General features: G+C 66.7%; 23 protein-coding genes and 1 pseudogene. 13 read left to right on the top strand and 11 right to left on the bottom strand.

The features are described from left to right. Positions 1–2 precede the first annotated feature (2 nt). Positions 3–893 carry an AIM24 family protein gene (locus tag G6N43_RS10575; protein WP_083152123.1) on the bottom strand — a complete coding sequence of 297 codons (891 nt, stop codon included), beginning with the start codon at positions 891–893 and terminating at the stop codon, positions 3–5. A 38-nt stretch (positions 894–931) separates the two neighbouring features. Here G6N43_RS10575 and G6N43_RS10580 point away from each other — a divergent pair, with 38 nt between their 5' ends. Next, entirely contained in the window at positions 932–1,135 is a 204-nt protein-coding gene (locus G6N43_RS10580) for a hypothetical protein (protein WP_083152121.1), read from the top strand. A gap of 73 nt (positions 1,136–1,208) precedes the next feature. Then, positions 1,209–1,772 (top strand): ATP-binding transcription factor AbmR, encoded by a 564-nt coding sequence (locus G6N43_RS10585; RefSeq protein ID WP_083152118.1) that lies wholly within the window; start codon positions 1,209–1,211, stop codon positions 1,770–1,772. A 55-nt stretch (positions 1,773–1,827) separates the two neighbouring features. Here the strand turns inward: G6N43_RS10585 and G6N43_RS10590 are convergent. The 3 genes and pseudogenes from G6N43_RS10590 to G6N43_RS10600 all read right to left on the bottom strand — a co-directional run. Continuing rightward, positions 1,828–2,004, bottom strand: a pseudogene (locus G6N43_RS10590) (hypothetical protein); the annotation flags it as partial. Positions 2,005–2,024: 20 nt separating this feature from the next. Beyond that, the gene (locus tag G6N43_RS10595) at positions 2,025–3,917 is read right to left on the bottom strand and encodes an ABC transporter ATP-binding protein (protein WP_083152112.1); all 1,893 of its coding nucleotides are present in this window, start codon (positions 3,915–3,917) and stop codon (positions 2,025–2,027) included. An 8-nt stretch (positions 3,918–3,925) separates the two neighbouring features. After that, positions 3,926–5,674: an ABC transporter ATP-binding protein gene (locus tag G6N43_RS10600; RefSeq protein ID WP_083152466.1), complete on the bottom strand. Its 1,749-nt coding sequence runs from the start codon at positions 5,672–5,674 to the stop codon at positions 3,926–3,928. Between the two features lie 114 nt (positions 5,675–5,788). Here G6N43_RS10600 and G6N43_RS10605 point away from each other — a divergent pair, with 114 nt between their 5' ends. Further along, positions 5,789–6,382, top strand: a complete 594-nt coding sequence (locus tag G6N43_RS10605) for a DUF3558 domain-containing protein (RefSeq protein WP_083152109.1) — start codon at positions 5,789–5,791, stop codon at positions 6,380–6,382. After that, on the top strand, positions 6,379–6,930 hold the full coding sequence (locus G6N43_RS10610; protein WP_083152107.1) for a DUF3558 domain-containing protein: 552 nt from the start codon (positions 6,379–6,381) through the stop codon (positions 6,928–6,930). The genes G6N43_RS10605 and G6N43_RS10610 overlap by 4 nt, the downstream gene beginning before the upstream one ends. Positions 6,931–6,933: 3 nt before the next feature. Here G6N43_RS10610 and G6N43_RS10615 read toward each other — a convergent pair whose 3' ends face one another. Next, entirely contained in the window at positions 6,934–7,452 is a 519-nt protein-coding gene (locus G6N43_RS10615) for a SixA phosphatase family protein (RefSeq protein WP_083152104.1), read from the bottom strand. A 150-nt stretch (positions 7,453–7,602) separates the two neighbouring features. On the opposite strand from G6N43_RS10615, the gene G6N43_RS10620 reads away from it, so the two are divergent. The 3 genes from G6N43_RS10620 to G6N43_RS10630 all read left to right on the top strand — a co-directional run bounded on the left by G6N43_RS10620 (position 7,603) and on the right by G6N43_RS10630 (position 13,077). Next, positions 7,603–8,751, top strand: coding sequence for a metallophosphoesterase family protein (locus G6N43_RS10620; RefSeq protein WP_083152463.1), 1,149 nt, complete (start codon positions 7,603–7,605; stop codon positions 8,749–8,751). Next, positions 8,748–11,390: an AAA family ATPase gene (locus tag G6N43_RS10625; RefSeq protein WP_083152101.1), complete on the top strand. Its 2,643-nt coding sequence runs from the start codon at positions 8,748–8,750 to the stop codon at positions 11,388–11,390. Before G6N43_RS10620 ends, G6N43_RS10625 begins: the two co-directional genes overlap by 4 nt. Before the next feature lie 142 nt (positions 11,391–11,532). Further along, positions 11,533–13,077: a GMC family oxidoreductase gene (locus tag G6N43_RS10630; RefSeq protein ID WP_083152099.1), complete on the top strand. Its 1,545-nt coding sequence runs from the start codon at positions 11,533–11,535 to the stop codon at positions 13,075–13,077. On the opposite strand, the gene G6N43_RS10635 is transcribed toward G6N43_RS10630, so the two are convergent. Continuing rightward, complete coding sequence (locus G6N43_RS10635) at positions 13,078–13,479, bottom strand: DUF1622 domain-containing protein (protein WP_083152096.1); 402 nt, start codon at positions 13,477–13,479, stop codon at positions 13,078–13,080. A 78-nt stretch (positions 13,480–13,557) separates the two neighbouring features. Here G6N43_RS10635 and G6N43_RS10640 point away from each other — a divergent pair, with 78 nt between their 5' ends. After that, positions 13,558–14,820: an alpha/beta hydrolase gene (locus G6N43_RS10640; protein ID WP_083152460.1), complete on the top strand. Its 1,263-nt coding sequence runs from the start codon at positions 13,558–13,560 to the stop codon at positions 14,818–14,820. Here G6N43_RS10640 and G6N43_RS10645 read toward each other — a convergent pair. Genes G6N43_RS10645 through G6N43_RS10660 form a run of 4 tightly spaced genes read right to left on the bottom strand, consistent with a single transcriptional unit; the run spans position 14,810 to position 20,218 of the window. Further along, positions 14,810–16,477 carry an oligopeptide ABC transporter substrate-binding protein OppA gene (locus G6N43_RS10645; RefSeq protein WP_083152093.1) on the bottom strand — a complete coding sequence of 556 codons (1,668 nt, stop codon included), beginning with the start codon at positions 16,475–16,477 and terminating at the stop codon, positions 14,810–14,812. The genes G6N43_RS10640 and G6N43_RS10645 overlap by 11 nt on opposite strands. 11 nt (positions 16,478–16,488) lie before the next feature. Then, the gene (locus G6N43_RS10650) at positions 16,489–18,324 is read right to left on the bottom strand and encodes an oligopeptide ABC transporter ATP-binding protein OppD (RefSeq protein ID WP_083152090.1); all 1,836 of its coding nucleotides are present in this window, start codon (positions 18,322–18,324) and stop codon (positions 16,489–16,491) included. Then, a complete protein-coding gene (locus G6N43_RS10655; RefSeq protein ID WP_083152087.1) occupies positions 18,321–19,244 on the bottom strand; it encodes an oligopeptide ABC transporter permease OppC in 924 nt (307 codons plus the stop codon). Before G6N43_RS10655 ends, G6N43_RS10650 begins: the two co-directional genes overlap by 4 nt. Beyond that, positions 19,244–20,218 (bottom strand): oligopeptide ABC transporter permease OppB, encoded by a 975-nt coding sequence (locus G6N43_RS10660; protein ID WP_083152085.1) that lies wholly within the window; start codon positions 20,216–20,218, stop codon positions 19,244–19,246. Before G6N43_RS10660 ends, G6N43_RS10655 begins: the two co-directional genes overlap by 1 nt. Before the next feature lie 181 nt (positions 20,219–20,399). Between G6N43_RS10660 and G6N43_RS10665 the strand changes: the two genes are divergently transcribed. The 3 genes from G6N43_RS10665 (at position 20,400) to G6N43_RS10675 (ending at position 21,256) form a co-directional block, all read left to right on the top strand. Then, a complete protein-coding gene (locus G6N43_RS10665) occupies positions 20,400–20,666 on the top strand; it encodes a hypothetical protein (protein ID WP_083152082.1) in 267 nt (88 codons plus the stop codon). Positions 20,667–20,762: 96 nt separating this feature from the next. After that, a complete protein-coding gene (locus G6N43_RS10670; protein ID WP_110810396.1) occupies positions 20,763–21,032 on the top strand; it encodes a hypothetical protein in 270 nt (89 codons plus the stop codon). Next, positions 21,032–21,256 (top strand): hypothetical protein, encoded by a 225-nt coding sequence (locus G6N43_RS10675; protein ID WP_110810395.1) that lies wholly within the window; start codon positions 21,032–21,034, stop codon positions 21,254–21,256. Before G6N43_RS10670 ends, G6N43_RS10675 begins: the two co-directional genes overlap by 1 nt. Before the next feature lie 3 nt (positions 21,257–21,259). Here the strand turns inward: G6N43_RS10675 and G6N43_RS30665 are convergent, their stop codons facing one another. Next, positions 21,260–21,775 carry a hypothetical protein gene (locus G6N43_RS30665; protein ID WP_083152075.1) on the bottom strand — a complete coding sequence of 172 codons (516 nt, stop codon included), beginning with the start codon at positions 21,773–21,775 and terminating at the stop codon, positions 21,260–21,262. A gap of 189 nt (positions 21,776–21,964) precedes the next feature. Here G6N43_RS30665 and G6N43_RS10685 point away from each other — a divergent pair, with 189 nt between their 5' ends. Both G6N43_RS10685 and G6N43_RS10690 read left to right on the top strand, forming a co-directional pair. Continuing rightward, complete coding sequence (locus tag G6N43_RS10685) at positions 21,965–22,669, top strand: response regulator transcription factor (RefSeq protein WP_083152457.1); 705 nt, start codon at positions 21,965–21,967, stop codon at positions 22,667–22,669. Further along, complete coding sequence (locus G6N43_RS10690; protein ID WP_083152072.1) at positions 22,647–24,230, top strand: sensor histidine kinase; 1,584 nt, start codon at positions 22,647–22,649, stop codon at positions 24,228–24,230. The genes G6N43_RS10685 and G6N43_RS10690 overlap by 23 nt, the downstream gene beginning before the upstream one ends.

The following is a 24,230-nucleotide window of genomic DNA, read 5'->3' on the forward strand; positions in this document are numbered from 1 at the left end:
GGTCAGGCTGATGCGACCGGCGGGGCGCCCTCCGACGGTTGCACGATCACGAAACCCGGTCCGTAGAACGAGACTTGAACCGCCTCGCCCGAGCCGCGGCCGATCAGTGCGCCCGCCTTGAAGCTCGTCTTCAGCTGGGTCTGCAGATTCGCCGACCACGCCACCACCGCGTTGGTGTCGGCGAAGGTCGGTGCCTCTGCCGCATTCAGCACGACGGGTGGTCCGTCCGTCGTCAGCGCCACCCAACCTGTCCCGCGCAGCGTGGTGTTGAACAGGCCGCCGGCGACCATGCCGCCGCCCTTCACGCGCTCGATGTTCCAGTCGAGGCTCGACGAGAAGGCCAGCACGTTCTTGCCGCTGATCGACAGCCCGGAGTTCGTCAGGTTCAGCAGGTGCACGTCATACGCCCGCTCGGCGAGGAACACATCGCCCTGGCCTTGGCACCGCATCAGCGGCAATCCCTCACCGGTGAGCGCCTTCTTGAGGAACTTCGATGCACCGCCGCCTTCGAAGGCGAAGTCCACGTTGCCCTGATAGGCCACCATCGAACCCTGCCGGGCCATGAACGGTTCGCCCAGGCGCACGCGAAGCAGCTTCGAGTTCTGGTTGGCGATCGGCTTGGCTTCCTTCTCGCTGAAGCGCCCGTCGACCAGATCGCCTGTGATGCCCGAGAAGCCGTCACCTTGCGGCTGTCCGGCGACGGCCATCGCCTGGGGTGGTGGCCCGGGTTGCGGTGGTGGCTGGGGTCCGGGCGGCGGTGCGCCACCGAGCGGCGCCCGAAACATCTGCCCTTGGTGGGAAACCTGATCCGTCCAACGCTGGCCGTCCCACCATCGGTGCTCGTAGCGACCTTCGGGATCCGGTCGCCAGCTTCCGCTGTTTGGTCCCGTCATGGCGACCAAGGTAGCCCGCTGACTGGCATCCTTGGGGCATGGCAAAAGAAATTGACCGGGTGCGGGCGCAGAGCGCTCTCGCGGTCATCAAACAGCACCCGGTCATGGTGCTGTTCGTCGCCTCCCCGGTGCTCATCGGGCTGGCGCTGGTGTGGTGGCTGGTCAGTCCGACCCTGGCCGTTCTGCTCTTCATCGGCGCCGCCGTCGGTGGCGGCGCCGTATTACTCATGAACCGCAACTAGGACCTGATCGGACCGCTGTTCGCTTCGGGAGAAAGCCGCCCCAACTGTGTTGTAACGATGTAATCATGTAATCATGAGACACCATCATTCCCATGGTCGACGGTCCGGCCGTCCCGGCGGTTGGCAACAGGCCCAGCAGCCCGACGCGAGCGATGCCGCCGACTGGTTCGCCGGACGGCTCCCCGGCTGGTTCGCCGGCGATCCGACGGTCGTCGTGGACCGCGAGGAGATCACGGTCATCGGTCGCCTCCCCGATATCGAGGGGGAGGAGAGCGAAGCCCACGCATCCGGCAGGATCGCGCGCTTCCGCGAGGAAACGCGAGCAGAACGCATGCGCATCGCCGACGAGGCCGAGGCCCGCTACGGGCGCAAGGTGGCGTGGGGCGTCGAGACCGGTGGCGAGGAACCCGAGCGGGTCTTGTTCACCCACATCGCCGTGCCGGTGATGACGCGTCTCCGCCAGCCCGAACGCCAGGTGCTCGACACCCTGGTGGACGCCGGCGTCGCGCGGTCGCGATCCGATGCGCTGGCATGGTGCGTTCGGCTTGTAGGTGAGCACGCCGACGAATGGCTGGGCAAGCTGCGCGACGCGATGCGCAACGTCGACGACCTACGCGCCGAGGGGCCGCAGCTCTAGACCCGTTCGACGCCCACGTACGACGAGTTCAGCGGTGCGGGTCTGCGACAGCGGATCGACGGCGGTGTTGTCGTGAGCAGGTTGCGGTTGTGCCCTTGGCGCAGAAGTCCTGCCAGCTGTGCGGATTCTGCTTGTCCGGCGAGATTCGCGTCGCCCTGTTGTTCTCGACGGTGACCTCGATACCGCATGCTGCCGAGCAGTATCTGCAGAAGGTGTACACCGTCGAGCTCATCGTTTTCGAGCGTACGGCGACTAGGCGCGCGCCATAGCCCAATAAGCGCCACGCTTAGCCATCAGCTCGTCATGGCTGCCCTGCTCGACGATCCGGCCGGCCTCGAGGACGACGATGACGTCGGCATCGCGGATCGTCGAAAGCCGGTGCGCGATGATGAAACTCGTCCGATCGCGGCGCAGTTCGGCCATCGCCTGTTGGATCAGCAACTCGGTGCGGGTGTCGACCGAACTCGTCGCTTCGTCGAGCACCAGCAGGTGCGGGCTGGACAGCGCCGCACGGGCGATGGTGATGAGCTGTTTCTCGCCCGCGCTGATGTTCGTCCCGTCGTCCCTGACCCAGGTCTGATAGCCGTCGGGCAGTTGGTGCACGAACCGGTCGACGTAGGCGGCGGTGGCGGCCGTGATCACCTCGTCTTCGGTCGCGTCCGGTCTGCCGTAGGCGATGTTGTCGTAGATCGTGCCGGCGAACAGCCAGGTGTCCTGCAGCACCATGCCGATGCGCGAGCGCAGCGATTGACGGCTCATGGTGGCGATGTCGACGCCGTCCAGCAGGATCTGGCCCGAGTCGACTTCGTAGAACCGCATCAGCAGATTGACCAGTGTCGTCTTGCCCGCACCCGTCGGTCCGACGATCGCCACCGTCGTCCCGGGTTCGGCGACCAGCGAGAGGTCGCTGATGACGGGGGTGCCGGGGTGGTAGCTGAAGGTGACGTTTTTGAACTCGACCCGGCCGGGCCGTCCGTCCGGCGCGTACAGCATCGGGGCCGGCTCCGGCGATTCTTCCTCGGCGTCGAGCAGGTCAAACACCCGCTCCGCGCTGGCCACGCCGGATTGCAGCGTGTTGTACATGCCCGCGACCTGCGTCAGCGGCTGGTTGAACTGGCGCACGTACTGGATGAACGCCTGGATGCTGCCGAGGGTGATCTGTCCGGTCGCGACGTGAAGGCCGCCGACCACGGCCACCGCGACATAGCTGATGTTGCCGATGAACACCGTCGCAGGCGACACCAGACCCGAAAAGAACTGCGCCCCAAAGCTGCTGTCGTGTACGTCGTCGTTGAACTCCCGGAACTGATCCTCAGCCTTGGCGCGATGACCGAACGTCTTGACGATAGTGAAACCGCTGTAGGTCTCCTCGATGTGCGCGTTGAGCCGGCCGGTGTTGGCCCATTGCGCGACGAACATGCGCTGGGACCGGCGTGCGATCGCCCGTGTCGCCCAAAGCGATAGCGGCACGGTGATGACGGTCAGCAGCGTCAAAAGCGGCGAGATGGTCAACATCATCACCAACACTGCGAACACTGTCAGCACCGACGTCAGCAGCTGGCTGATGGTCATGGACAGCGATGTCTGGATGTTGTCGACATCGTTGGTGACGCGGCTCAACACTTCGCCGCGCTGACGGTTGTCGAAGTAGGACAACGGCATCCGGTGGATCTTGTTCTCGACATCGGAGCGCAGGGCCACCATCGTGCGCTGCACCGCGACGTTGAGCAGCCTGGCCTGAAGCCAAACCATCAGCGCGGCAACCAGATACAGCCCCAGCGCCAGCGCCAGTGTGCGGCCGACGGCGCCGAAGTCCACCCCTTGCCCGGGCACGACGTTCATGCCGGAGAGCAGGTCGGCGAAGGTGTTGTCACCGCGTGCTCGGGCCGCCTCGATGGCCTGTTCCTTGGTCAGGCCGGCAGGCAACTGTCGGCCGATCACACCGTTGAAGAGCAGGTCGGTCGCGTGCCCGAGGATGCGTGGGCCGACGACGCCGATCGCGATGCCGCCGATGCCCAGCAGGACGACCGTGGCGGCCAGGCCTCGTTGCGGGGTCAGCTGCTTTACGAGTCGGATCGCCGATCCCTTGAAGTCGCGTGACCGTTCGGTCGGCGCCTGTACCGCGCCCCGGATGGGCCGTGCCATGGGCCCGCTCACGCGGTGCTTCCCTCGCCGGCGAGCGCCTGTGAGTCGGCGAACTCGGCGTATTCGGGGCAATCCGCCAGCAGTGTCTCGTGGGTGCCGACTCCGCGAACCCAACCGTCGTCGATGACGACGATCTGATCTGCGGTGGCTACCGTCGAAATACGCTGGGAGACAATCAGAACCGTTGAGTCGGCCGACACCTCGCGAAGGGCGGCGCGGACCCGGGCGTCGGTGTGCACGTCGAGCGCCGAGAACGCGTCGTCGAACAGGTAGATCGCGGGGCGACGGATGACCGCGCGGGCGATCGCCAGGCGCTGACGCTGGCCGCCGGAGAAGTTGATGCCACCCTGGGCGACTCGCATGCCCAACCCGTCGGCGTGTGCGCGCACGAAATCATCGGCGGCGGCCACCTCCAATGCGCGCCACATGTCGTCTTCGGTCACCACCTGTCCCGGGGCAGCGCCCAACTGCAGATTGTCGGCGACGGTGCCGGAGAACAGGTAACCCCGCTGCGGCACTACACCGATAGCCGCCCACAGCTGTTCGGGATCGAAGTCGCGCACGTCGATGTCGTCGATGCGCACCGCGCCCGATGTCACGTCGAACAGCCGGCAGATCAGCGACACCAACGTCGACTTGCCCGAACCGGTGGATCCGACTATCGCCGTCGTCGTCCCCGGACGGGCGATCAGCGAAACATCCTGTAGCACAGGGCGCTCGGCGCCCGGGTAGCTGAACGTGGCGTGGTCCAGGTGGATCTCGCCTCTGACTACGTCCGGGCGCACGGGATGCTGGGGGCTGGCGATCTGCGGCTCGGTGGACAGCACCTCCCCGATGCGGTCGGCGCAGACGGACGCGCGGGGAATGATGACGAGGATGAACGTGGCGAGCAGGACCGCCATCAGGATCTGCATGAAGTACGACAGGAACGCGATCAGCGAGCCGACCTGCATCTGGCCGGCGTCGATGCGCAAGCCGCCGAACCAGATCAGCGCGACGCTGGAGATGTTGATGACGAGGGTGGTCGTCGGCAGCATCAGCGCCTGCCAGCGTCCCGCCTCCAGCGCGGCGTCCGCCAGGGCCTGATTGGCCTGCCCAAAGCGGTTGCGTTCGTGCGGTTCCCGGGTGAATGCGCGGATAACCCGGATGCCGGCGAGTTGTTCCCGCATGACGCGGTTGATGCCGTCGATCAACCTTTGCATGCGCCGAAAGATCGGCAACAGGTGCGACACGATCCAGTAGTTGGCGGCGGCCAGGATCGGCACGCTCACCAGCAGTAGCCACGACAGTCCGGCGTCCTGATGTATCGCCATGAAGATGCCGCCGATCGACATCAGCGGCGCCGTGATCAGCATCGTGCAGGTCAGTTGCACGAGCAGCTGAATCTGCTGCACGTCGTTCGTGGTCCTGGTGAGCAGTGACGATGCGCCGAACCGGGCCGTCTCCTCGGCCGAGAACCCGGTGACGTGGTGAAAGATCGCCGACCGGAGATCGCGTCCGAAACCCATGCCTGCCCTGGAGCCGAAGTACACCGCGCCGACCGCACAAATCACCTGCAGCGCGGTGACCGCGAGCATCACGCCGCCCAGTTCGACGATCCTTCGCAGATTTCCGCTCGCAACTCCGTCGTCGATGATCGCCGCGTTGACGGTGGGCAGGTACAGCGACGCCAGGGTGCTGATCAACTGGAACACCGCCACGATCGCGAGCAGCCACCGGTACGGCCGCGCGTACTGTCGCAGCAGCGCCCACAACATCTCGCTACTTTCGCACACCGGCTGTTCGTCCTGATCAGCAGTGTCGCCTGAGAATTGCATAAATTCCCAGGTCAACCGGCATGTCGGTGGTTGAGGCCCTGACCTGCCGCTACAGTGCATGGCGTGACTTCCACGACGCGTCCAGCCCGGACGAGCCGAAACACCAGCCGAAATACCAAGGCGCTGGCGGTCGCGGCTGTGGCGATCATTCCGATGCTCGCCGCCTGCTCGGATTCTGAGCCGGCCAACCCGGAGGTCCCGCAGACCTCGACGCCGACAGCCAGCGCTACCCACGGTCCGTTCTTCCCCGAATGCGGCGGAATCAGCGATCAGGAGGTCATTTCGCAGGCGCGCGTACCGGGCCTGGTGAACACCGCCAAGAACTCGGTGGGCTGCCAGTGGCTTGCCGGCGGCAGCATCCTGGGGCCGCACTTCTCGTTCACGTGGTTTCGGGGCAGCCCTATCGGCCGCGAGCGCAAGACCGAGGAACTGACGCGCGCCAGTGTGGAGGACATCAACATCGAGGGGCACGACGGCTTCATCGCCATCGGTGAGGACCCGATCCTCGGAACCAACCTGTGCGAGATCGGCATCCAGTTCGAGGACGACTTCATCGAATGGTCGGTCAGCTACAGCGAGAAGCCGTTTCCGGACGCCTGCGAGGTCGCCAAGGAACTCACCCGCCAGTCGATTGTGAACTCCAAATGAGACTTGCTCGTCGCGCCGCAGGCGCTCTGGTCACGGCGTGCGCCGCACTCGCGGTGCTCGCCGGGTGCACAAGCACCGTTGAAGGCACCGCGACCAAGGCCGGTAGCGGCGATGTGCCCCGCAACAACGACTCCGAACGGCAGTACCCGAACCTGCAGAAGGAGTGCGACGTCCTGACGGAGGACATCCTCGCCGAAACGGTCAACGCCGATCCGCTGGACATCCAGAGCACGTTCGTCGGGGCGGTGTGCCGATGGCAGGCGGCGAATCCGACCGGCCTGGTCGACATCACCCGGTTCTGGTTCGAAGAGGGCAGCCTGGACAACGAGCGCGAGGTGGCCGACCAGCTCGGGTACCGGGTCGAGAACAAGACGGTGGCAGGTATCGAATCCATCCTGATGCGCCCGAACGATCCGAACGGCTCGTGCGGCGTCGCCAGCGATGCGGCGGGCGTGGTCGGGTGGTGGGTCAACCCGCAGTCACCCGGCAGCGATGCATGTGCGATGGCGCTCAAGCTGATGGAGCTGACGCTGGCGACGCGCGCCTGAGTTCTAGCGGGGCACGTGGAACGTGACCAGTGTGGCGCCGTCCAGCGTCAGCTGATCCCACGTCTCGGCCGTGCGCAGTACGGCGATCGCCGAGGTGGGAAACTTCATCGAGATGCGTTCGGCCGCAGCGCTGTTGCTGCCCTCGTCCGTGGCCAGTCCGAGGGCCAGGTCGGACATCGTCGGCTCATGCCCGACGACCAGGAGTGTGGCGACGTCGAAGTCGAACCGTTGCGGCACCCGATTGATCTCGCCGATCACCGCACCCGGCGTGGCTTCGTAGAGGCGGTCCAGGAACTTCACCGGTGCGTCGATACGGGTCCGTTCGAGCGTCTCCCGGGTGCGCGTGGCCGTCGAGCACAGCACCGCATCCACCGCGGGCGCGTGCGCGCGCAGCCAGTCGCCGGCCAGTGCGGCCTCGCGGATTCCGCGAGGTGCGAGCGGGCGTTCGTGGTCGGGCACTCCCGTCGGGTAGTCCGACTTCGCGTGGCGTAGCAGCAACAGCGTGCGGTAGGAGTCGCTCACCGTCCCACCGTAGAGGTGCCGTGAGTGCCGGTCCAGCAGGACGTGCTTGTGACACGTCGCGCCTCACCGGACTTGTCGGCGCCCAGACCTACACTCGCCATGCCCGGCAAAGACCGGCTGAACATCGAGACTGGAAGGGGATGGGCCGAGATGCGATTCGTTCACACCGCCGACTGGCAGCTCGGCATGACCCGCTACTTCCTCAACGGTGAGGCGCAGCCCCGTTATTCGGCCGCGCGACGGGATGTGGTGGCCGGTCTTGGTGCGCTCGCCGCCGACACCGGGGCCGAGTTCGTCGTCGTCGCGGGTGACGTCTTCGAGCACAACCAACTCGCGTCCCGCGACGTCAGCCAGTCGCTGGAGGCGATGCGCGCCATCGGCGTCCCGGTGTACCTGTTGCCCGGCAACCACGATCCGCTGGATGCATCGTCGGTCTACACCAGTCCACTGTTTCGGTCCGAGTGCCCGGAGAACGTGACCGTGCTCGATCGACCCGGTGTGCATGAGGTGCGGCCCGGCCTGCAGCTGGTGGCGGCGCCGTGGACCTCCAAGGCCCCGTGCGCCGATCCCGTCGCCTCCGTGCTCGACGACCTACCCGCCGACGGCGTCGCGCGCATCGTCGTCGGCCACGGTGGGGTCGACATCTTCGTTCCCGACAAGGACCGGCCGTCGTTGATTCGGCTGGCGGCGCTGGAGGCTGCCATCGCGCGCGGTGCGGTCCACTATGTGGCGTTGGGCGACAAGCACTCTCGCATGCAGGTCGGCACCACCGGCCGCATCTGGTACTCCGGCTCGCCGGAGGTCACCAACTACGACGACATCGAGACAGATCCCGGCCACGTCCTGGTGGTCGACCTCGACGAGACCGATCCTTCGGCGCCGGTGCGGGTCGAACCCCGCAAGGTGGGTCGTTGGCGCTTCGTGACGTTGCGCCGTTCGGTCGACAGCAGCCGTGACATCGCCGATCTGGACCTCAATCTGGACCTGATGCCCGACAAGGAACGCACCGTCGTGCGCGTCGGGCTGACCGGGTCGCTGACGGTCACCGACAAGGCGACCCTTGATGCGTGCCTGGACAAGTACGCCCGCCTGTTCGCCGCACTTACCGTGTGGGACAAGGAATCCCATATCGCCGTCATGCCCGCCGACGGCGAGTTCGACGATCTCGGGATCGGTGGCTTCGCAGCGACCGCGGTCGAGGAACTGGTCGCCACTGCGCGGTCCGACGGCGACGACGCCGACGACGCGCGTGCGGCGTTGGCGCTACTGCTGCGCCTGGCCGACAGGGGTGTGGCGTGAAACTGCATCGCTTGGTGTTGACCAACTACCGCGGCATCGTGCACCGCGAGATCGAGTTCCCCGATCACGGCGTCGTGGTGGTGAGCGGCGCGAACGAGGTCGGCAAGTCGTCGATGATCGAGGCGCTGGACCTGCTTCTGGAGGCCAAGGACCGGTCGTCGAAGAAAGAGGTCAAGCAGGTCAAGCCGACGCACGCCGACGTCGGCGCGGAGATCACCGCGGAAATCTCCACCGGCCCTTACCGATTCGTGTACCGCAAGCGGTTCCACAAGCGGTGCGAGACCGAGTTGACGGTGCTGGCGCCACGGCGCGAGCAGCTCACCGGAGACGAGGCGCACGACCGGGTTCGGGCCATGTTGGAGGAGACGGTCGACACCTGCCTGTGGCAGGCCCAGCGGGTACTGCAGTCGGCGTCTACCGAGGCCGTGGACCTGTCGGGGTGTGACGCGCTGTCGCGGGCGCTCGACGTGGCTGCTGGCGTGGCCGCGGCACCCGCCGATGCTTCACCCACGGCCAATGGCACCGACACGCTGCTGGTCGACCGCATCGAGGCCGAGTACCTCACGTACTTCACCCGCACCGGCCGTCCCACCGGGCAGTGGGCCGCCGCCGAGAAGCGGCTCCAGACCGCCAATGATGAGGTGGCCCGGTGCGCGGCCGCCATCGCGGAAGTGGACGAAGCGATTCACCGCCACGCCGATCTCACCGAGGAACTGGCTCGGCTGAGTGCCGCGCGCACGGACGCCGCGAAACAGCTGGAACAGGCTCAGGCCGCCGCCGAAACGGTTGCCGCGCTGGCCGGTCAGCTCAAACAGGCCGAGCTGGTCGCGGCCGCCACCGAGGCCGGACGCAGCGCGGCGGTCGCGGCGGTCAACGATCGGCACGCGCTGCGGGACGCAATCGACCAACGGGCCGCAGCCATCGTCGAGCTCGAAGCCGCGGCGGCCGAGGCTGCCGAAGCGCTGGCCACGGCCGCCGAGGTGAAGCAGGCAGCCGATGTGGTCGCGGAGGAGGCGCGGACCGCGATGGCGGCCGCCCAGGACCGCGCCGACTCGGCCCGCCGGACCGTGGATCAGCTGGTGGCGCGCGAGGAGGCCGACCGGCTGGCGGGGCTGCTGGCCAAGATCGCTGGGGCACAACGCGATCTGGACAGCACCGGGTCGGAGCTGGCGGGCATCGCACTGACGGATGAGGGTATGCGCGCCATCGAGGCGGCCAAGTCGGCGGTCGATGTCGCGATGGGGCAGGTCGAGCTGATGTCGGCGCACCTCGAGCTGGTCGCGATCGCCGACCTCGAGGTGCGTGTCGACGGTGAAGTACATGCGCTCGAGGCGGGTCAGTCCTGGTCGACCGGTGTCAGCTCGCAGACCGAGATCGAGGTGCCCGGGGTGCTGACCGCACGTCTGGCGCCGGGCACGCCGGCGTCGGAGACGCAGGCTAAACTCGATGCGGCCCAGCAGCTTCTGGCTTCGGAGTTGGCGAAGGGCGGTGTTGCCGACGTCGACGCCGCACGCGCCCTCGGCCAGCGCCGCCAACAATTGGTGGCCACCCAGGATCGACTGGTCGCACGAATCGAGGCGTTGACCGGCGACGTGTCGGTCGAGCAGTTGCGGACCCGATTGGCTGAGCTGACCGCGCGCCAACCCGTCGACGTCGACCTGTTCGAAGCCGATCCGAACGCCGCACGCGCCGAGCTCGACGCGGCCAACACCGCCGTGACGCAGGCCATCGCGGACTGCGAGAAGCATCGCAAGGTCGCCGAGGCGGCGGCAAAGCAGTTGGCGGAGCGCGAGACTCGAGTTGCCCTGCTACGGGACAAGCTCGCCACCGAGCAGGAGCAGCTAGGGCTCACGCGTGACCAGTTGGCGCGGCAGCGCGCGACAACCGCCGACGACGAGTTGACGGCCAAGGCCGAGACGTGCGAGCAGGAGGCACGACGCGCGAACACGCTCGTCGCCGACCTGAGCGCTGAATTGGCCAAAGCAGCGCCGGACAGCGTCGCCGCCGCGCTCGGCGACGCCACCCGTCGCGCCGATGAGGTGGGCCGTCAGCATGACGAGGTGGCCGAGGCGCTACGCGAGGTCAAGACGCAACTGAAGGTGTACGGCACCGAAGGCCGCAAGGGGCAACTCGACGCGGCGGAGACCGAACGCGAGCACGCCGAGGCGGAGTACCTGCGGGTGCAGCGCCGTGCGCGCGCCGCGGAACTGCTGCGGTCGGTGATCATTCGGCACCGAGATGCCGCCCGGCTGCGCTACGTCGACCCGTTCCGCACCGAGGTGGAGCGGCTCGGCCGCCTGGTCTTCGGCGACAGTTTCGAAGTGGAGATCGACAGTGACCTGAAGATCTGCAGCCGCACATTGTCCGGCCGCACGGTTCCGTACGAGTCGTTGTCCGGTGGGGCGAAGGAGCAGCTCGGCATCGTTGCGCGGTTGGCAGGCGCGGCGCTGGTCGCCAAGGAGGACACCGTTCCGGTGGTGATCGACGACGCCCTGGGGTTCACGGACGCGGATCGACTCGTCAAGATGGGCGCGGTGTTCAACGCTGTCGGCGGCGACGGGCAGGTCATCGTGCTGACGTGCAGCCCGGACCGGTACGCGGCCGTCGAGGACGCGCACCACATCGCACTGTCCGCCTAACTACGGGACTACCGGCGAGCAGGCGCAAAAGTCGTGAATCTCCCGGCGTGTCGTGTGCTTTGCGTCTGCTCGCGCGAAGTCGGGGCGGCGCATCCGCGCCAAGCGACCCCATCGGCGCCACCGGACTCATAGACTCCGGCGCGTGGACGCCGACTATGTCGTTGTGGGAACGGGTTCTGCTGGCTCGGTCGTGGCCAATCGCCTCAGTGCCAATAGCTCGGCCCAGGTTGTGGTGCTCGAAGCGGGGCCGAAGGACAAGGATAAATTCATCCACATTCCCGCGGGTTTCGCCAAGCTGATGCGCACCCCGATGGACTGGGACTATCTGACGGAACCCCAGAAGGCACTCGACGGCCGCGAGATCTATTGGCCGCGAGGCAAAATGCTCGGCGGCTCGTCGTCGATGAACGCGATGATGTGGGTGCGCGGCTTCGCCGCCGACTACGACGAATGGGGCGCGGCCGCCGGCGAGCAATGGGACTACGCGCACCTCGAGCCGTATCTGACTCGCATCGAGAGCGGTCCGCTGTCGATCGCGCGCCAACGAAGCCCGCGCACGTCCACCGCAGCGTGGCTGAGGGCCGTCGAGGAATGCGGCTATCGCATCGAAGAACCCAATCAGGCTGAGCCGGAGGGCTTCTGCGAAACCCGTGTCACGCAACGTCGCGGTGCACGGTGGAGCACCGCCGATGCCTATCTGCGGCCCGCGCTCAAGCGGCCCAACCTGACGCTGCTGACCGAGGCCACCGCGACGAGGGTGCTGTTCGACGGGCGCCGCGCCGTCGGCGTCGAGTTCGACAAGGGTGGCACCAAGCAGGCGGTGCGCGCACGGCGCGAGGTGATCCTGTGCGGCGGCGCGATCAACAGCCCGCAACTACTGATGCTCTCCGGCATCGGTGACCGTGACCAGCTGGGCGAGCACGGCATCGAGGTGGTCGCCCCGTCACCGCAAGTCGGCGCCAACCTGCTCGATCATCTTGTCGTGCCACTGGGATTCGACGCGCCGAACGACACCCTCTACGCAGCAGAGAAGCCGCTTGAACTCGTGAACTATCTGATCCGCAGACGCGGCATGCTGACGTCCAACGTCGGTGAGGCGTACGGATTCGTGAAGAGCCGCTCGGATCTCGAATTGCCGGATCTGGAGCTGATCTTCGCTCCCGCACCGTACTTCGAGGAGGGGATCGGCGATCCGTATCCGGGCCATGCGGTCGTGCTGGGGCCGATCCTGCTTAAGCCTCGCAGCAGCGGCACCATCACGTTGCGGTCCGCGAATCCCAAGGACAAGCCGATCATCGACCCGCGTTATCTCACCGACCCCGCCGGTGCGGACCGCGAGGCACTGATGTCCGGTCTGCGGATATGCGCGACGATCGCGAAAGCGCCCGCGCTCAGCGGCATCATCGGCGCGATCGCCCGACCGCTGAACGCCACGACGCTGGACGACGAGACGTTGGAACGGGCGCTGAACTCTTTGTCGCACACGCTCTATCACCCGGTGGGTACCTGCCGGATGGGCAGCGACGACGCCAGCGTCGTCGACCCCGAATTGCGAGTCCGCGGCGTCGAGGGCCTGCGCGTCGCCGATGCATCAGTGATGCCGACGATCATCCGCGGGCACACCCACGCGCCCAGCGTGCTTATCGGTGAGAAGGCCGCGGACTTGATCCGCGCCGGAGGCCGCTGACTAGGGCTCCGGTTGCAGGGCCTTGCGAGTCGCGCTGGCCAGCACTTCCGGTCCGGTTCTCAGCGCCTTGCGCCAGGGCGCGACACCGTCGATCTCGATCTGAATCGTGAAGCTCAGCACCGTCCGGATGAGGACGATCATCCCGAGTACCGCGGCGTCGGTCAGCGAAGGTGTCGACGTGACGGTCTTGACGATGTCCGCGGCGACAAGCAGTTCCAGGCCGAGAAGGATTGCTCCTCCCAGTGATTCCCGCAACGTCTTGAACGCGCGGCCGCCGCTCTTCGTGCGTGCCCAGGTGAGTACCGACAGCGCGAAGGCGAACACGAACCCGATGATCATCGACAGCACGCCCAGCACCTCGAAGGCCTTGGTGGCCCACTCGAAGAACTCTCCTGTTTGCACGCTGCCTCGGTTCTAGGTGTGATCCATTCGTCTGGCGACTCTATAGAACCTCGGCGGGCTGAGGGCACAATGGACGTGATGACCATGAACGCCAAGCGTCGCCGGGCGCACGACAAACTCGCGGCGCTGCCAGGTGTTCGGGCCGTCCGGCGGCCGGTACGGTCCGGCGAGGGCGGCGCCGATGACCAGTTCGACCTCTACTACGTGCGGACCGGGCGCAAATCCGCGCATCCGCTGGTCGTCATCCCAGGCGGTCCCGGGGCTGCGTCGATCGCGTTGTACCGGGGCTTTCGGCGCCGCGCCGCAGCCGAGGGCCTCGACGTCATCATGGTCGAACACCGGGGCGTCGGCATGTCACGCCATGATGACCGCGGCGCTGACCTGCCGCCGGAGGCGTTGACGATCACCCAGGTCGTCGACGACATCGCCGCTGTACTCGACGACGCGGGCGTCGACAAGGCGGTCGTCTACGGCACGTCCTACGGCACCTATCTCGCCGCCGGGTTCGGCGTCCGCCATCCGAACCGCGTGCACGCGATGGTCCTGGACTCGCCGGTGCTGTCTGCGCAGGACATCGACGCCGTCCGCGAGGCGGCACGTCGGCTGCTCTGGAACGGCGACGACCCCGAGACCGCAGACCTGGCGCCCAAGGTGCGACGCCTCGTCGATGAGGAGCAGTTGACGCCGGCGGCCACGCAACTGGCCATGGCCGTCTACGGTTTCGCCGGCCCGACGCTGCTGCAGCGCCAACTGGACCTGCTGCTCACCGGACGCCGCTGGTTGTGGTCAGCCATGGCCCACGCCACCAGTCTGATGTTCGAGCGCAAGGCGCCGTACCGGCACGAACCCGATCTGGTCGGCCGCATCGGGTACCGCGAACTGAACTACGGGGCGACACCGGACGGCGAACCGTTCGATCCCGCGTTGGCATACCGCGAAGCAGCCCCGGACACAACGGAATTCGACGCCGAACCCTTCGACCTGGTCGCCGAGATGCCGAACTTCACCTGGCGCACGGTGGTGATCTCCGGTGGTCGTGACCTGATCACACCGCCGACGGTGGCGCGCAGGGTCGCGTCGCTGATCCCGAATGCGGTCCTGGTCAACTTGGCGACCGCAGGCCACAGCATCGTCGATTTTCGCGAACGGGCCGCCCTGGACATCGTCAAGGCCATCTACGACGGCGCGATCGAGAGGCTGCCCGAACGCGAGTCCGTGCTGGATTCGAAGTCCCCAGGGTTGGCGGTCCGGGCGTTGATCTGGGGGATCGAGGCGGCGGCCGCCCTGGAAGCGGCGGTGCCCGCGGTGGTTCCGCGAACCGTGCGCCGCGCTACTTCATGAAGCCGATCTCCGTGTAGTCCGGGTCGGCCAACCCGAACGCGCCGAAGTTCGCCAAATTGCTTCGCACCGCGATGTTTCCGCTCGACTGCGTCAGCGGGAGACTGAACACCTCTTCGAAGAGCATCTTGTCGAGTTCGTTGGCCAGTTGTCGCGCCTTCGCCGGATCCAGTTCGCCGACCGTCTCCTCGATCTTGGCGTCGATCTCCGGGCTGCTGATCTTGCCGAAGTTGCTCTCCGCATCGGTGCGATAGATCTGGGTGAGGCTCGCCAACGGGAAAGCATCACCGCTCCAGGCGAATTGGGCGATGTCGAAGTTGCCGACGGTGACGTAGTCGGTGAAGAACCCGGCTGCCGGCCTGATGTCGAGTTCGAGCTTGACGCCGATCTGCGCGAGGTTGTTCTGCGCGATCTGGCCGTACTGCCGCGTCCCGAGTGAGTCGAAGAGCACGTCGCGGATGACCAACTGCTTGCCGTCCTTCTCACGGAACTGGCCGTTCATCCGCCAGCCGAGCCCGTCGAGCACCTTCTTCGCTTTCTCGGGGTCGAACGCCACGACACCGCTGTTGTCCTGATAGCCCTCCTGGCCGGCGACGAAGATGTGGTTGTTCAGCGGGGCAGGGTTGTCGGCGAGCCCACGCTGTGTCACGGCGGCAATGGTGTTGCGGTCGATGCCCATGGCGACCGCCCGTCGCAATGCCGGGTCCTCGAGGATCCGGCCCGGGGCACCGTTGAACGTGAAGTGATACCAGCCGAGGCCGGGAGCACGGCGAATCGCGATCCCGTTCGTCCGCCGCGCGATCTCCATCTCGTCGAGGGTCGCGAGACCGGTGGCGTCGATCGTGTTGTTCTGCAGCGCGGGAATCCGTGCCGCATCGTCAAGAACCAGGTAGGTGATGCTGTCCAGCAGCGGTTTCTCACCCCACCATTTCGGGTTGCGCGTCAACGTGATCCGCTTCGCGCCGCGGTCGAGGTTGGAGATGATGAACGGTCCCGCCGACGGTCCAGGACCGTTGAGCTGCCCACGGTTGAAGACCTCCGCGTCGGCGGTCGACACCTTCGGCAACAACACGGTGCTGCCCGCGAACATGCCCTTCCAGTCGGCCCACGGCTTGGCGAAGGTGACGACGGCCTGCCGGTCGTCCACCCCGCGCTCGACCTTCTCGACCCGGTCGCAGCCGTTGGTGGCCGCGATCGCGAAGTTCTTGTCCTTACCGCTCATGGCGTTGATCTGCGACTGAATGTCCTCCCAGGTGATCGGGGTGCCGTCGCTCCAGACCGCTTTCGGGTTGATCGTGTAGGTGACGACCTGCGGGTCTGTGCTCGTCAGCTCCACGCTCGTGAAGTAGTCGGTGTTGACGGTGGCCGAACCGTCGGCGGCGATCCGGAACGCGCGCGGCATCGTGGACCGCATCAGGGAGCCGACGTCGCCGGTGTTGCCGTCGATGTGCAGCGAGTTGAAGTTCGGTGGGAAGTCGTTGAGCGCCAACCGGAGGTTGCCGCCCTGCCGCAGGTTGGCGACGTCCTGCGGGTTGATGTCGTTGGTGGTGCCGACCTCCGCGGATCCGCCCGCCGGCGGCGCCTCCTGGTTGCTGCCCGAGCAGGCGGACAGGGTCAGGGCAGCGATCACAGTTGCTACAGCTAGGCGTCGGATCCTCATGCGCACAGACTCTAGCTGCGTTTCACCTCTGGCTGAGGAACTGCAGCAAGCAACCGGCGGGTGTAGTCGTGCTGCGGGCTGTTGAACACCTGGTCACCGTCGCCCTGCTCGACGATCGAACCCTTGTACATCACCGCCACCCGGTGGGCGAGATGCTTGATGACCGACAGGTCGTGGGAGACGAAGAGGTAGGACAGGTCGAACCGCTGCTGCAGGTCGAGCAGGAGGTTGATGATGCCCGCCTGGATCGACACGTCGAGCGCCGACACGGGCTCGTCGAGCGCGAGGATCTTGGGCTGCGTGGCCAACGCCCGCGCGATCCCGATGCGCTGCTTCTGACCGCCGGAGAACTCCGCCGGGTAGCGGCTGGCATCCTCCCGTTGCAGTCCGACGATGCCGAGCAGCTCCGCCACCCTGTCGTCGATTCTATTCTTGTCGAAGCCGTTGGCGCTCAACGGTTCTGAGAGGACATCGAACACGGGGAGCCGAGGATCCAGTGACGCGACCGGATCCTGGAAGACGACCTGCAGGTCGCCGCGCAGCTCGCGGCGACCGCGCCGATCCAGCGTCGCAACGTCGTGGCCGAGCACCTCGATCGACCCCGACTGCGGGGCGGTCAGCCCAAGCACCTGGTGCAACGTCGTCGTCTTGCCCGAGCCGGATTCACCGACGATGCCCAGCGTGCGGCCCCGCTGCAGTTCGAAGCTGACGCCGTCGACCGCACGCACCTCGCCGACGTGCCTGCGGAACACCACGCCCTTGGTCAGCTGGTACGTCTTGACGAGGTCGCGGACGCGCAGCACGACCGACGAGTCCGGGACCTCTGCGCGGGTGGGCGGTTCGGTGGACATGCCGTAGATCTGCGCGGCGCTGCGGCCGGCGACCTGGTCGGTCCGGATGCACGCGGCAGTGTGGTCGGGGCCCATCTCGAGCAGGTCAGGCTCCTCGGCGCGGCAGTCGTCGATGGCGAGCGGGCAGCGCGGGGCGAACGGGCAGCCGGGTGGCAGCGCGGCCATCGACGGCGGGGCGCCGGGAATGGGCACCAGCCGCGACCCCTGCGCGGCGTCCAGCCGGGGGACCGAGCCGAGAAGTCCCGCGGTATAGGGCATCCGGCGGTCGCGGTACAGCTCGGCGACGGTCGCGATCTCGACGGGCCGCCCGGCGTACATCACCAATGCGCGGTCGGCGAACTCGGCGACGACCCCGAGATCGTGAGTGATGATCAGCACGCCGGCGCCGGTGACGTCCCGCGCGGTCTTGAGGACGTCGAGGATCTGCGCCTGCACCGTGACGTCGAGCGCGGTGGTCGGCTCGTCGCAGATCAGCAGATCGGGGTCGTTCGCGATCGCGATCGCGATGACCACCCGTTGCCGCTCGCCGCCGGACAACTCGTGTGGAAACGACCGCGCCCGGCGCTCCGGCTGGGCGATGCCGACGAGTTCGAGGAGTTCCACGGCACGGGCCCTGGCCGCCCGGCGGGTGACGTCGCGCTGGTGGACCTCGATCGCCTCGGCGATCTGATCGCCGACGGTGTAGACGGGGGTCAGCGCCGACATCGGATCCTGGAAGACCGTGCCGATCTTCTTGCCGCGTATCTCGGACATCCGTTGATCCGACAACCCGATGAGTTCGCCTCCGTGCAGTTTGATGGAGCCGGACACCGTCGCGTATTCGGGCAGCAGGCCGACGACGGCCATCGCGCTGGCCGACTTGCCGGCACCAGACTCTCCGACCAGGGCGACGACTTCACGCGGGTTGACGTCAAAGTTCATGCCGCGCACCGCATTCACCGGGTCGGCGTCGGTGGGGAAGGCGACGGTGAGGTCGCGTACCTCCAGCAGGCTCACTTGCGTCGCCCCCGCAACTGCCTTGCGCTGGGATCGAGCGCGTCGCGCAGTCCGTCGCCGACGAGGTTGGCCCACAGGATGATCAACACGAGAACGCCTGCAGGGAACAGGAATAGCCACGGGAAGGTGGTCGCGGATTTGGTGCCGTCGGCGATCAGGGTGCCCAGCGACACGTCGGGCGGCTGGATGCCGAAGCCCAGGTAGCTCAGGCCCGTCTCGGCGAGGACCGCAACGCCGACGTTGAGCGCGGTGTCGATGATGATGATCGACGCGACGTTCGGGATGATGTGCCGAAGGATGATTCGCGTATTGCTGACGCCCATATACCTTGCGGCAGCGATGAATTCGCGGTCGCGAAGGCTCATCGTCATACCCCGCACGATGCGGGAGCTGATCATCCAGCTGAACGCGGCCAGCAGCACGATCAACCAGAGAATGTCACCTTTGGTGCGCTGCACGACAATCGAGATGAGCAGGAAGCTCGGCACCACCAGCATGAGGTCGACGAGCCACATCAGGGTGCGGTCGCGCCAGCTGCCGAAGTAGCCCGCGATCGCGCCGACGGTCGCCGCGATCACCGTCGAGATGAACGCCACGCAGACACCGATCAGCATGGATTTCTGCATACCGCGCAGGGTTTGGGCCAACAGATCCTGGCCGAGCGCGTTGGTGCCGAACCAGTGATCGACCGTCGGTGGCTGCTGCAGCGCGAAGTAGTCGAGATCGCTGTAGCTGTACGGCAGCAGGGGCGGCAGGGCGTAGCAGGCGACGAACATCAGGGCCAGCAGCACCAGGGACGCCACCGCCGGTTTGTTGCGCAGGAACCGACGCATCACCAGGGTGCGTCGCGACGCGAAACCTGCGACGTCGACGCCGGACTGCGCGATCGTCGATGTTTCCTCGGTTACCGGTTCGCTCATCAGACTCGGACTCTCGGGTCGAGCGCCGCGTAGACGATGTCGGAAAGCAGACCCGCGAGCAGGATCATGACGGCCGACAGCATGGTGATCGCCGCGACGATGTTGATGTCCTGGGTGAGGATGCCGGTCACCACCCACTCGCCGACGCCGTGCCAGCCGAAGATCTTCTCGGTGAACACCGCGCCGGTGACCAGGCCTGCGACGCTGTAGGCGAACAGCGTTGCCATCGGGATCAACGCCGTGCGCAGGCCGTGCTTGAACAGGGCGCGCCGCCTCGTCAGCCCCTTGGCGCGGGCGGTGCGGATGAAGTCCTGACCGAGGACGTCCAACATCGCGTTGCGTTGGTAGCGGCTGTATACGGCGATGGCTCCCAGCGCCAACGTGAACGTCGGCAACACCAGATGCTGAAGCCGGTCGACGAACTGGTTCCAGGCGCCTCCGATCGCGTCCGGTGACGTCTCTCCGGTGTATTCGAAGAGTTGAAAGCCCAGCACGTTGTTGACGCCGAGTGCCGACAGAATCAGGAGATTGGCCATCACGAAGGTCGGTGTGCTGATGACCAACAGTGAGAGCACGGTGATGACTCGGTCACTGAGGCGGTACTGCCTGACAGCCCCCCATGCGCCCGCGACCACGCCGATGATGGTCCCGACCACCGAGCCGATGACGAGCAGCCGCAGGCTGACTCCGACTCGCCGCCACAGTTCCTCCGAGACCGGCTGCCCGCCGACGGTCGTGCCGAAGTCGCCGCGGATCGCCCCGGCTGCCCAGTGCAGGTAGGCCTGCAGCGGAGGCTTGTCCAGACCGAGTTCGACGCGTTTGGCCTCGATGACGGTCTGCGGGGGGCGCGGGTTGCGGCTTTCCAGGCTTTCGAGGGGATCGAATTGGTACCAGGCGAGCAGGAACACGAACAACGACGCCAGTGCCAGCAGCACCAAGTAGTTGAGCAGCCGGCGCGCGAGGAAGCGCGTCATCCGGTGGGTCCACACGTGGGCTGCATGCGCACAGGTTAAGAGATGCGGGCGGCTGAGCTCTGGACAACCCGCAGGTGGCGTCCAGCGCATCTTCAGATCCGGCGCGTTCAGTGGTATTGAACTGCATTTTCACGGTGGCTGCGGCGCTGCAGAAACACTCGCGCGAGAGAGGGAACGTGAGATGGGTAGTCACAAAAGGAGCAAGTCCCGGGGGGACCTCAGGGTCTGCCTGGCCACGATCGGTGCCAGCGCCGTGGTCGCGATGGCCGCGATCGGTCTGATCGTCGCGCAGGAGCACGACGGCGCCGCGGTGGCGAAGTCATCGTCGATGACAGTCGGCTCGACGAGCACGCAGACCACGCCGCCGAAGGCGCCGACTGTCGGCATCGCCAAACCCCTCATGAAGGGTCCCGCACCGCTGCCTTCCGAGGAGGAGGCCGCCAAGTAGTCGTTTCACCTCTGTCCACTTCGGTTACCCAAAGGTGTAGGGGTCAGCGTTGACCCCGTCATGCACTGTTCACGAAGACCGAATGGAGAGGTCAGGGTGGAATCGAAGCAGTTGAAGCTGGGCGCGGCCACGTTGGGCACCAGCGCCCTGCTCGCAATGGGCATCTTCGGCATATCGGCGAGCGGCGTGAGTTCGGCTCAAGACGAGACCGACCCCCCGCCGCCTGGTCCGGTCACCACTTCGGAGATCACGACCGGCGAAACCATCACCGAAACCGTGGCGCCCGAGGCTCCCGAGACCACGGCCGCGACGCCGCCGATCACCACTCCACCCGAGACCGCTGCGACAGGGGCGAAGGAGTCATGATGAACCGAATCAAGATCGCGTCCGCCGGGGTCGGTATGGCTGCAGTCGTGGCGATGGGTGTCCTTGGTGTGGCGATGACCACCAACGATGAGGGCACCGCCACCGTCGGTGAGGGACCTGAGATCACACTGGGCGAAACCACCACGTCGTCCACGGGGCAGACGGAAATCGAGACTCCCAGCGCCTCACCCGAGGTGACAGCGGAGCCCGCTCCGACGCCGTAGCGGTCAGTTGTGGGGGGTAGGTCCCGGTGGTCCGGCAGGGCCAACGGGACCGATTCTCTCGTCGACGGTGTCAGCGGTTACCGCATGTCCGTTGCGGGTCGCCTGCACCGACACCTCGTCGTTGACCGCGATCAACAGAGTCGTGCGGGTCGTCGGCTGCAGATCGTAGGTCTGGGTGAAGGCGTCCGCGCTGCGCACCGTGATGCTGGTCGGCGACATGGCCGTCACGGTTCCGATCTGGGTGAGCAGGCTGGAGTAGCCGCCTTTGCCGTCTTCGACGACCAGCTCGCCGTGAAGGGCAGGTAGTGCGGACATCATCTGCGCAGACGCGAAACCGCCTGGTGGCGGGCCTGGCGGGCCATGTCCGAACGACTGTTGGGCATGCGATCCGGTGGCGGCATAGATGGCTGCACCGCCCAGTGCCGCGATGACAACCGCCACGCCGACCGCCGTGACGGTTTCTCGTGCACCCCAGCGTTGCGCAGGCTGCGGTGCACCCCAGACCTGTTCGCTCGCCATGGGTCCAGGCTGCACGAGGTTCATGTGCGTCGGCTGTGCACCCGATATGCGCCGGCGCAATCGCAGCTGGCACATTCACAGCTGGCACATAGACAGCGCACAGGGACCGCCCACAGCCCCGTCGATAATGGATGTGTGGTCAGTTCCAACGGTTCGACGGTCAACGACACCGAGTCCGCGCGCGTCGTGATGCGTAGGGCCGACGGTAACCCGATCCAGGTGCTGGTGGTCGACGACGAACCGGTACTCGCCGAGTTGGTGTCCATGGCCCTGCGGTACGAGGGCTGGGACATCGAGACCGCCGGCGACGGGGCCACCGCCATCGCCCTGGCCCGCCAGAACCCGCCCGATGTGGTGGTGCTTGACGTGATGCTGCCGGACATGAGCGGCTTGGACGTCCTGCACCGGCTGCGCGAACAGATCCCGGGGTTGCCGCTGTTGCTGCTGACCGCCAAGGATTCGGTCGAGGACCGGATTGCCGGTCTCACTGCCGGCGGTGATGACTACGTGACAAAGCCGTTCAGCATCGAAGAGGTGGTGTTGCGTCTGCGCGCCCTGCTGCGCCGCACCGGGGTCGCCAGCGAGTCGGGAGGTGCGAAGCTCGTCGTCGGCGATCTGGTGCTCGACGAGGACAGTCACGAGGTGACCCGCGCGGGTGAGCTGATCACCCTTACCGCGACCGAGTTCGAGCTGTTGCGCTTCATGATGCGCAACGCGAAACATGTGCTGAGCAAGGCGCAGATCCTCGATCGGGTGTGGAGCTACGACTTCGGTGGCCGGTCCAACATCGTGGAGTTGTACGTGTCGTATCTGCGAAAGAAGATCGACAACGGGCGCGAACCGATGATCCACACTCTGCGCGGTGCCGGCTATGTCCTCAAGCCAGCGCGCTGAGGGCAAGCTGACCCGCCTGCGTTCACCGCGCACGTGGTCGCTTCGCGCCCGGCTGCTCGCCTCGCAGATTCTGCTGCTCGCTCTGGTGTGCGCGGGCATCGGCATCGGCACAATCTTTGCGCTGCAACACTTTCTGACCAACCAGCTCGATGACCGGCTCGCCGAGACGGCCAAGCGTTCCGCGGGGATTTTCGAATTCGGTCCGCCACCCCCGCCGCCACCCGGGGTCGGCCTCCCGCCCCGCTTCCCGCGACGGATGATCGTTCGCGAAAACATGGGACCTGGACCGGCGTTCCTCAATGCGCCCGGCCAGGCCGCCGGCACGGTCGGCGCCGTGATATCGCACGGCACTCCTGTCGACGCCGGCGTCATCAACGCCGACGGCAGTCAGAGCGAGATCAGTTCCGCCGCAGCACAACAACTGGCGCGCGTGGAGCCGCAGGAGGAACCGACGACCGTGCAGCTCGACGAGCTCGGCCGCTACCGCGTGCTCGCCATGCGCGCGCACGGACCGGGCGAGACCATTGTCACCGGTCTGCCCGCCTCCGAGGTCGACGACACCATGCTCACCGTCGCGATCATCTTCAGCGTGGTTGGGGCGGTGGCGCTCATCGGTGGGACGGTCGCGGGCATCATGATCATCCGGCGCCAACTCGCGCCGCTGTCAACGGTTTCCGCTGCGGCGCGACAGGTGGCCGACCTGGAGCTCGACCGCGGCGAGGTGCGGCTGCCGACCCCCATCGTTGAGATCGATCCGGCGGCGGCCCACACCGAGATCGGGCAGCTGGGCTCGGCCCTGAACCGGATGCTCGACCGTATCGCCGGCGCGCTGTCGGCACGCCACGCCAGCGAGACCCGGGTGCGTCAGTTCGTCGCCGACGCCAGCCACGAACTACGCACCCCGCTCGCCGCGATCCGCGGGTACACCGAGCTGGCGCAACGCAAACGCGACGATGTGCCCGACGACGTCGCACACGCGATGAGCCGGGTGGAGTCCGAGACCGCCCGGATGACGCAGCTCGTCGAGGACATGCTGCTGCTCGCCCGACTGGACACCGGCCGGCCGTTGGAGCAGGTGCCCGTTGATCTTTCGCGATTGGTCGTCGACGCGGTCAGTGACGCCCACATCGCCGGGCCCGAGCACCAGTGGTCACTCGACGTGCCCGATGAACCCGTCGTCATCACCGGCGACGAGGCGCGGCTGCACCAGGTGCTGGCGAACCTGCTGGCCAACGCGCGTACGCACACCCCGCCTGGTACGTCCGTCACCACCTCGTTGGCGCGCGCCGCGGACGGAGGTGCCGTGTTGACGGTGGCCGACGACGGCCCGGGCATCCCGGAGTGGTTGCAGCCCGAGATCTTTGAGCGATTCGCCCGGGGCGACTCATCACGCTCGCGGCGCGGGGGCAGCACCGGGCTGGGGCTCGCGATCGTCGCGGCCGTCGTCAAGGCCCACCGCGGCACCATCGATGTGCGCAGCGCGCCCGGTTCGACGGTGTTCGCCGTGACGTTGCCCGGTGATTCACAGGTAACACCCAGCGCGGGCCAATCGCGGGCATAG

Origin of the sequence: Mycolicibacterium moriokaense, from assembly GCF_010726085.1 — a bacterium.
Lineage (GTDB): Bacteria > Actinomycetota > Actinomycetes > Mycobacteriales > Mycobacteriaceae > Mycobacterium > Mycobacterium moriokaense.

Coding starts and splice junctions, on each gene's coding strand:
- G6N43_RS10640 (WP_083152460.1), top strand. CDS start 13,558: ATGACCATGAACGCCAAGCGTCGCCGGGCGCACGACAAACTCGCGGCG.
- G6N43_RS10665 (WP_083152082.1), top strand. CDS start 20,400: ATGGGTAGTCACAAAAGGAGCAAGTCCCGGGGGGACCTCAGGGTCTGC.
- G6N43_RS10585 (WP_083152118.1), top strand. CDS start 1,209: ATGAGACACCATCATTCCCATGGTCGACGGTCCGGCCGTCCCGGCGGT.
- G6N43_RS10655 (WP_083152087.1), bottom strand. CDS start 19,244: ATGAGCGAACCGGTAACCGAGGAAACATCGACGATCGCGCAGTCCGGC.
- G6N43_RS10645 (WP_083152093.1), bottom strand. CDS start 16,477: ATGAGGATCCGACGCCTAGCTGTAGCAACTGTGATCGCTGCCCTGACC.
- G6N43_RS10580 (WP_083152121.1), top strand. CDS start 932: ATGGCAAAAGAAATTGACCGGGTGCGGGCGCAGAGCGCTCTCGCGGTC.
- G6N43_RS10620 (WP_083152463.1), top strand. CDS start 7,603: ATGCGATTCGTTCACACCGCCGACTGGCAGCTCGGCATGACCCGCTAC.
- G6N43_RS10685 (WP_083152457.1), top strand. CDS start 21,965: ATGCGTAGGGCCGACGGTAACCCGATCCAGGTGCTGGTGGTCGACGAC.
- G6N43_RS10660 (WP_083152085.1), bottom strand. CDS start 20,218: ATGACGCGCTTCCTCGCGCGCCGGCTGCTCAACTACTTGGTGCTGCTG.
- G6N43_RS10595 (WP_083152112.1), bottom strand. CDS start 3,917: ATGGCACGGCCCATCCGGGGCGCGGTACAGGCGCCGACCGAACGGTCA.
- G6N43_RS10575 (WP_083152123.1), bottom strand. CDS start 893: ATGACGGGACCAAACAGCGGAAGCTGGCGACCGGATCCCGAAGGTCGC.
- G6N43_RS10600 (WP_083152466.1), bottom strand. CDS start 5,674: ATGTTGTGGGCGCTGCTGCGACAGTACGCGCGGCCGTACCGGTGGCTG.
- G6N43_RS10675 (WP_110810395.1), top strand. CDS start 21,032: ATGAACCGAATCAAGATCGCGTCCGCCGGGGTCGGTATGGCTGCAGTC.
- G6N43_RS10610 (WP_083152107.1), top strand. CDS start 6,379: ATGAGACTTGCTCGTCGCGCCGCAGGCGCTCTGGTCACGGCGTGCGCC.
- G6N43_RS30665 (WP_083152075.1), bottom strand. CDS start 21,775: ATGGCGAGCGAACAGGTCTGGGGTGCACCGCAGCCTGCGCAACGCTGG.
- G6N43_RS10690 (WP_083152072.1), top strand. CDS start 22,647: ATGTCCTCAAGCCAGCGCGCTGAGGGCAAGCTGACCCGCCTGCGTTCA.